Origin of the sequence: Puniceibacterium sediminis (assembly GCF_900188035.1) — a bacterium.
Lineage (GTDB): Bacteria > Pseudomonadota > Alphaproteobacteria > Rhodobacterales > Rhodobacteraceae > Puniceibacterium > Puniceibacterium sediminis.
This window is the reverse complement of the sequence record NZ_FZNN01000001.1, coordinates 561,093-568,154: the sequence shown is the minus strand read 5'-3', so window position 1 is coordinate 568,154 and position 7,062 is coordinate 561,093. Positions and strand designations below refer to the sequence as shown.

The window sequence follows — 7,062 nt, the reverse complement described above, 5'->3', positions numbered from 1 at the left end:
GTCCTGACAACGGATATGCCGTTCTGGCGCATCAATCTGCCCGGCAGTGGTTTGCTTAGAAACCATGAGAGGGGATCTGCCCACACGCCCCCTCTCGGCAGATTGCTTTGCAATCGCCTGCCGGGCAATGGATGCACGACATTCAGGCCGATCTCCTTCAGCTCTTCGGTCATTCTTGGTCCGCCATAGCTGCCCAGACTGAAACGCGACTGTTCCTTGATATGCGCCAGCGTCACCAGATCACTGCGTTGTCTGCGACTGGCAGGACGACCGCGGAATGCACGCAAGCCACGCAAGCTGACATCCATCACCTGGCACAGGCGCGCTGCCGGAAACGCATCCCGGTGTTCTTCGACAAACCTGAACCTCACGGCTTTTGGCTCGCGAAGAACTGCGTTGTTTTTTAGGATGTCCCGCTCCTCCTTGAGGATCCGGACCTCGCGCCGAAGCCGGTCATTCTCTTGGGCGAGGCGTAGATCCTCTTTCGACACCACATCCGTGTCTCGGTGTGCTGTGATCCACTTGTTCAGCGTCAACATCCCGACACCCAGATCATCAGCCACCTGCCTGCGTCCCTCTCATCGAAACTATGTTTCGACTGTCGGGCAATGGTCAGCGCGACCCGCACCGCATCCTTGCGGAATTCGTCCGTTCTTCCATGTCCCATAGTCAGTCTCCTTTGTTGCAGTAGATGCTATCAAAGGGGCGGCATCAAACCGCGACAGGTCCAGTGAGGTTCACGAGGTTCGCCTTATGGCGGCAGTTCCACCTGCTTCTGGTGCGTTTTTGCGGTCAACTACGCCTCTGGCCCAACGCGCGGATGCCTCACCAAAGCAATCATGCAGCGAATCCACCGCGATCACGCTGCCAAGCGCAAGGCGGCCCAGCAGGCACAGCCCTCCGCCCTTTGCGTCAATCACACTGCCGTCGGGGGCCGTGTGCGCGGCGAGCCCTTCGGCCAAGGGTACCACCTGGCCCTGAGCATTCAGCTCGGACACCAGAGTTGCCGTAATGGCAGATAGGTCCGGGGAGGGAAGAACCGCATCGATCATGACCGAAACATCGGCCAAATCACCCTTTTTGCGAAGAACCCAGCCTTGGTCGGTCAGGTCGATTTCCGGATCGGCGGCCAGATCCAGATCAACCAATCCGGCCTTGATCAAGGCCACCATTTCACGAGCGGACGAAACCGGTGGACCATAGGAATATCGCTTTAATCCCTCATCGAAATCGACAAGGGATTTCGCCGTGGCAGCGGGCGTTTCTGCCGGATTGAAACCAGCGCGTATATTGTCCTGCCACTTCCGCCAGATTTGCCCCACGGTATAGCCGATCGTCGGAGCAGTGGTGCCCTCGGCGAGTTTGATCCCGAAACGGAGCGTCTCATAGGGACCGTCAGTTTCCTGCGAGCCCGGCGAGTCCCATTCGGTTTCGAGCCATTGGGCGACATGCTTTGCGTCTTCAACCAGTTCATTTTGCAACAATATGCGGGTGACGACCGGCGCCAATGCTGCGTTGATCAACCGCCTTGCAGCATCGGGTCCCATTTTCGAAGCCTGCGCGATGGCGACCGAAAAGTCGCCGGTTTCGCTGCCCAGCGGTTCGAATACGGCATCGAGCGTTTCGGTCTCTGGCTTGGGGAATGGTGGCTTGCCGTCCAGTGAGAATGGCAGAATGCGGGCCGGTTCGCGTCCGCAAGGCCGATAACCGCCATCGTGGAAATGGCCACCCTGAGCGGTTGTGAGGGCACGCAACACATCGAATGCCGACAGGCCCAGCCCGCGAATTGCAACCACCTTGCCGCTCCAGTCTGCGGCCTCCTGGATCAGTCGGTTTGCCGGATACGCCTGCGCGACCTGCCCCGCCGAGCGCGCGGCGTGGTCCTGCCATGCGGCCAGTTGATCGTCGGGCGCCACCTTTGGCTGGCCAAGTGTCAGCAGGATTTCGTCATAAGGCATGCTCAACTGCCCAGCGACCTCCAGACGCCATCCCTCGGCGCTGTGTTCAATGCGCGTGACCTTTTCGGGAATGATATTCGTGTTCGGCATACCGATTTCTAGCAGGTCACTTAACCGCGCTTCGAGATAGCGGCCAAGGTCGGGTCTGGTCGGGAAGGCGTCGGGGTCTGGTTCAGAGCCCATCCATTCGGCAAAGCGGCCGCAACGGGAAAACGACGGCGGGCTAATGGCGATATCACGGTTTGGGATATTCAACAGGCACAACCGGCTTTCGCGCGGGTCGAAATTTGGGCCTGCGCCGGGCTTGGGGTACGGATCGAAGACATCAACCGAAACGGAGTGATCATATCGAGGCAACAGTTCAGCAAGCGCTTCAAGCGCTCCGAGACCGCGTGGCCCGAAGCCGATAACCGCGATCCGCGTCGTTCGTCCGCTTTCTTTCACTGGTAACCCTTTACTACTGACATAGTCGGCCCGCGTTACACAGTGATGTGACGCCCTCGCCGCTTACCAGCTTACTGCACAACTATATTCAGAGACACTTTGTTCCCACGCGAAGAGTTCAAAACACCCGAATCTGTCTCATCGGGTGATGCCAGACATGCCCGCTATCGAGCATCCAATATCTATCTTTTGTTAAGGCAGCGAAGGCCCTGCCTCCGCGCAACTTGGCGGTTGAGCGCCAAGATCCGTCGTGACGTAGCAAAGATCGGTTTGCGCTGAACTTCGTCGGTCGCAGCACAGTGCGGCAGAGAGCGCTCAAGGAATAAACTCGGGGCAGGGCTATGGAGCCCGTTTTCCGAAACGGTCAGTGAACGGGCGTTGTGGAAATGGTGGGTGATAAGGGATTTGAACCCCTGACATCTTCGATGTGAACGAAGCGCTCTACCACTGAGCTAATCACCCGGTGGAGAGCCTACTAACGCCCCTCTGTCGGCTGCGCAAGGGGGTGAGTATCCCGAGGGTCCGCGCAGGTCGGAAAATCGATCCAGCCGCAAAGCATGATGTTCCGGAAATGACGAAATGGGGTGAGGCGCCCTGCCCCAGAGTCGAAAATGCCGCCCGGAGGGAACCGGGCGGCATCGTTTCGTTGGCTCTTTATCTTCCTCAGTGCGCGACGGCGGCGGCGTTTGCGGAATCACCTTTGGCAAGCGCCTGAGCGGCGGCTTCTTCGGCGTCCTCGTCCCAGTCAATCGGCACGGGTTCGCGGATCAGCGCAAGCTTCAGCACTTCGGACACATGTTCGACCGGGATGATTTCCAGCCCGTTTTTCACATTGTCAGGCAGCTCGGCCAGGTCCTTTTCGTTCTCTTTCGGGATAAGAACGGTCTTGACCCCACCGCGCAGCGCCGCCAGCAGCTTTTCCTTCAGTCCGCCGATAGGCATAGCATTGCCACGCAGGCTGACCTCGCCAGTCATGGCGATATCCTTGCGCACCGGGATACCGGTGAGAACGGATACGATCGACGTGACCATCGCCAGACCGGCCGAAGGCCCGTCCTTGGGTGTGGCGCCGTCCGGGACGTGGACGTGCATATCCCACTTTTCGAACTTCGTCGGTTTCACGCCGAGCTGCGGGCTGATGGAGCGGACATAGGACGAGGCCGCGTCGATGGATTCCTTCATCACATCGCCGAGTTTACCGGTTGTCTTCATCCGGCCCTTGCCCGGCAGGCGCAGCGCCTCGATCTGGAGCAGATCACCACCAACCGAGGTATAGGCCAGCCCGGTCACAACACCGATCTGGTGTTCGTCTTCGGCCAGACCATAGCGATACTTGCGCACCCCCAGGAAGTCGGCGAGGTTTTCCCCAGTCACGACAACGGTCTTTTCAGTACCACGGACGATCTTGGTCACGGCTTTACGCGCCAGCTTGGCCAGTTCACGTTCAAGGTTCCGCACGCCGGCCTCGCGGGTGTAGTACCGCACGATGTCGGTCAGCGCTTCGTCAGTGACTTCGAATTCGCCTTTCTTGAGGCCATGGTTCTTGATCTGCTTGGCGATCAGGTGGCGTTTGGCGATCTCGGTCTTTTCATCCTCGGTGTAGCCCGACAGCGGAATGATCTCCATCCGGTCCAAGAGCGGCCCCGGCATGTTGTAAGTGTTCGCCGTGGTCAGGAACATCACGTTGCTGAGGTCGTATTCGACCTCAAGGTAATGGTCCGAGAAGGTTGCGTTCTGTTCCGGATCGAGAACCTCAAGCATTGCCGACGCCGGGTCGCCCCGGAAATCCTGACCCATTTTGTCGATTTCATCTAGCAAAATCAATGGGTTAGTTGTTTTCGCCTTTTTCAGCGCCTGAATGATCTTGCCCGGCATGGAGCCGATATAAGTCCGGCGGTGACCACGGATTTCGGATTCATCACGCACACCGCCAAGCGAGATACGGATGAATTCGCGACCCGTCGCCTTGGCGACAGATTTGCCCAGCGATGTCTTACCGACACCCGGAGGGCCGACGAGGCACATGATCGGGCCTTTGAGTTTCTTGGAGCGCTGCTGGACCGCAAGGTATTCGATGATCCGCTCTTTTACCTTGTCGAGCGAATAGTGATCGTCATCCAGCACCTTCTGGGCAAGACCCAGATCTTTTTTCACGCGCGACTTCACGCCCCACGGGATGGACAGCATCCAGTCAAGGTAGTTGCGCACGACGGTCGCCTCGGCTGACATCGGCGACATGTTCTTGAGCTTCTTGATCTCGGCATCGGCCTTTTCACGGGCTTCTTTCGAGAGCTTGGTTTCTGAAACCTTCTTCTCAAGCTCGGCCACCTCGTTCTGGCCGTCTTCACCGTCGCCCAGCTCCTTCTGAATGGCCTTCATCTGCTCATTCAGGTAATAGTCGCGCTGGGTGCGCTCCATCTGGGATTTGACGCGAGTCTTGATCTTTTTCTCGACCTGCAGCACTGACATTTCGCCCTGCATCAGGCCATAGACCTTCTCAAGCCGATCCGAGATTGCCAGCGTTTCCAGAAGCTCCTGCTTTTGTCCCACTTCGATGCCCAGATGCCCGGACACGAGGTCGGCAAGTTTGGCAGGTTCGGTGGCTTCCGAAACGGTGCTCAGCGCCTCTTCGGGGATGTTCTTCTTGATCTTGGCATAGCGTTCGAATTCGTCACCGACCGTGCGCACAAGCGCCTCGATCGCCGTGGCATCGCCCGGCATTTCGGTGAGGTATTCGGCCTTCGCTTCGAAAAATTCCTCGTTTTCGAGGTATTCGGTGATCCGCACGCGCGCCTGACCTTCGACCAGCACCTTGACGGTGCCATCGGGCAGTTTCAGCAGCTGCAGAACATTGGCCAGCACGCCGGCCTTGTAGATACCCTCGCTGGTGGGATCATCCACCGCAGGGTCGATCTGGGAAGACAGCAGGATCTGCTTATCGTCCGCCATCACTTCTTCCAGCGCACGCACAGACTTTTCGCGGCCCACAAAGAGCGGCACGATCATGTTCGGGAACACGACGATGTCGCGCAGCGGCAGCACTGGGTAAGACGTATTGAGAGGCTTTTTCATGCTCAATCCTTATTCTTGGCAAGATGGCACCGGCCCCGCTTTGCGGCAGCTCCGGCCAACTCCGGTCATTGACACTCAAGATGGGGTCGTTCACCCGATTTTCAAGCGCTTCAGATGCGCGAAACCTCGCGATCCGTCGGGCCAGCATGCCCCCGGCGTCGGGCAAGGGCAAGGGCTGCTTGGGTTCCCGTCTTGTCTGGCGTCGAAAATGTGCGTTCAGGGGGCGGCTATTCAGCTTGAGGGCCAATATCTCAAGGGTCCATGACGCGAACACGCCAGCATGGCAGCGGCAGCGTCCCTGAGGGTGCAATGCAGATGGCGCGGGGTAGGTTTGTGGTGACGTATCAGGGGAAAACCGCTGAATTTCAGGCAATCAACGCGCGCCGGGTGTTTGCCCGGCGCGGTTGGTTGGCGGGTCAGCTCGCCTTCTTGATCTCTTCCTCGGTCAGAAAGGGGTAGTCGGTGTAACCCTTTGCCCCGCCGCCGTAAAACGTCGATCGGTCCGGCGCATTGAGTGGTGCGTCAATCTCAAGCCGATGGGCAAGATCCGGGTTGGCGATAAAGGGCACGCCAAAGGCGACCAGATCAGCGTGTCCCTCATCGACGGCCTTGATCGCAAGTTCGCGGTCGTAACCGTTATTACCCATCCAGACGCCGCCGAAGGTGGATTTGAGGTCATCCATGTTGGTTTCGTTCGGCCATTCGCGCGGGCCACCGGTCTGGCCTTCGATCATGTGCAGATAGGCGAGGTCGTAATTCGCCAGCTTGCTCACGACAAATTCGGCCAGCTTGGATGGATCGCTGTCCGTTGCGCCATTGGCGCCGGAAAACGGGCTGAGGCGGATGCCGACGCGGCCCGGCCCCCAGACCTGGAAAATCGCATCCAGCACTTCAAAGGTGAGTCGAGTACGGTTTTCCAGCGAGCCGCCATAGCTGTCGTCCCGCTTGTTCGTGCCGTCTTTCATGAACTGATCAAGAAGGTAGCCGTTGGCGGCATGCAGTTCGACGCCGTCGAAACCGGCCTTCTTTGCGTTCTCGGCGGCGTGGCGATATTCGGCCACAATGCGTGGGATTTCAGACAGTTCCAGTGCGCGCGGTTCGGATGTATCCAGAGACTGTGTACCGTCAAAGGTCTGCACACCGGCGGCAATGGCCGAGGGTGCGACAGGTTTTTTGCCACCCTCTTGCAGCGAGGTGTGCGACACACGACCCACGTGCCAAAGCTGCATGACGATCTTGCCGCCCGCAGCATGGACAGAGTCGGTTACGCGCTTCCAGGCATCAACCTGAGCGTCGGAATAGATACCGGGCGTCCAAGCATAGCCCTTGCCCTCAGGGGTAATCTGGCTCGCCTCGGTGATGATCAGCCCGGCACTGGCGCGCTGGGTGTAATATGCGACGTGGATATCATAGGGCGTGTCATCCTCGGGACGCGCGCGGCTGCGCGTGAGGGGCGCCATGACGATGCGGTTCTTGAGGGCGATCTTGCCTGCGGTGAAGGGGGTGAAGAGAGCGTGTTCGGTCATTTGAACTTATCCTTTAGATAGCGCCAACATGTGGTTGCTTTCACAACGCAACGCCCGACGTA

3 protein-coding genes, 1 tRNA gene and 1 pseudogene are annotated in these 7,062 nt (G+C 58.6%); all 5 read right to left on the bottom strand.

Annotated features, from left to right (window positions below):
- Nucleotides 1–667: pseudogene (locus CHB75_RS02660) on the bottom strand (transposase family protein); the annotation flags it as partial.
- 70 nt (nt 668–737) lie between these two features.
- Entirely contained in the window at nt 738–2,402 is a 1,665-nt protein-coding gene (locus tag CHB75_RS02655) for an FAD/NAD(P)-binding protein (protein WP_089268951.1), read from the bottom strand.
- Between the two features lie 387 nt (nt 2,403–2,789).
- A tRNA-Val gene (locus tag CHB75_RS02650) sits at nt 2,790–2,864 on the bottom strand.
- A 201-nt stretch (nt 2,865–3,065) separates the two neighbouring features.
- Nucleotides 3,066–5,474: an endopeptidase La gene (gene lon / locus CHB75_RS02645; protein ID WP_089268950.1), complete on the bottom strand. Its 2,409-nt coding sequence runs from the start codon at nt 5,472–5,474 to the stop codon at nt 3,066–3,068.
- A 416-nt stretch (nt 5,475–5,890) separates the two neighbouring features.
- Nucleotides 5,891–7,000 carry an alkene reductase gene (locus CHB75_RS02635; protein ID WP_089268948.1) on the bottom strand — a complete coding sequence of 370 codons (1,110 nt, stop codon included), beginning with the start codon at nt 6,998–7,000 and terminating at the stop codon, nt 5,891–5,893.
- Nucleotides 7,001–7,062: the final 62 nt, after the last annotated feature.

Bases quoted from the DNA above. Each gene is read 5' to 3' on its own strand.
- CHB75_RS02635 (WP_089268948.1), bottom strand. From the start codon at position 7,000: ATGACCGAACACGCTCTCTTCACCCCCTTCACCGCAGGCAAGATCGCC.
- lon (WP_089268950.1), bottom strand. From the start codon at position 5,474: ATGAAAAAGCCTCTCAATACGTCTTACCCAGTGCTGCCGCTGCGCGAC.